This is a genomic window from Psychrobacter sp. S1-30-MNA-CIBAN-0213 (assembly GCF_040309845.1).
Taxonomy (GTDB): domain Bacteria; phylum Pseudomonadota; class Gammaproteobacteria; order Pseudomonadales; family Moraxellaceae; genus Psychrobacter.
The window spans coordinates 1-273 of the sequence record NZ_JBEOPE010000064.1 but is presented as its reverse complement, the minus strand read 5'-3'; the positions used below and the strand labels follow the sequence as shown (position 1 = coordinate 273).

Sequence of the window (273 nt, the reverse complement as noted above, 5' to 3'; positions counted from 1 at the left end):
CGCCACCACTAGCGCCATCGTACGCTATGTATCACAGCGCGCTGGTATCGGCATCAACGCAGGTCGTATCCGCGCCCTTGGTAGCCCGATCCGTGGCGGCGAAGCACAGCATACTGGCTGTATTCCATTCTACAAACTTTTCCAAACGGCAGTGAAATGCTGCTCACAAGGCGGCGTCCGCGGCGGTGCAGCGACATTATTCTACCCACTATGGCATTTAGAAGTTGAGTCATTACTGGTACTGAAAAACAACCGCGGCGTCGAAGATAACCG

1 protein-coding gene is annotated in these 273 nt (G+C 54.6%); it reads left to right on the top strand.

The window, feature by feature from the left end:
- A partial coding sequence (locus tag AAEY87_RS13960) for a ribonucleotide reductase barrel domain-containing protein (RefSeq protein WP_502945483.1) occupies nucleotides 1-273 on the top strand: 273 nt, incomplete at both ends.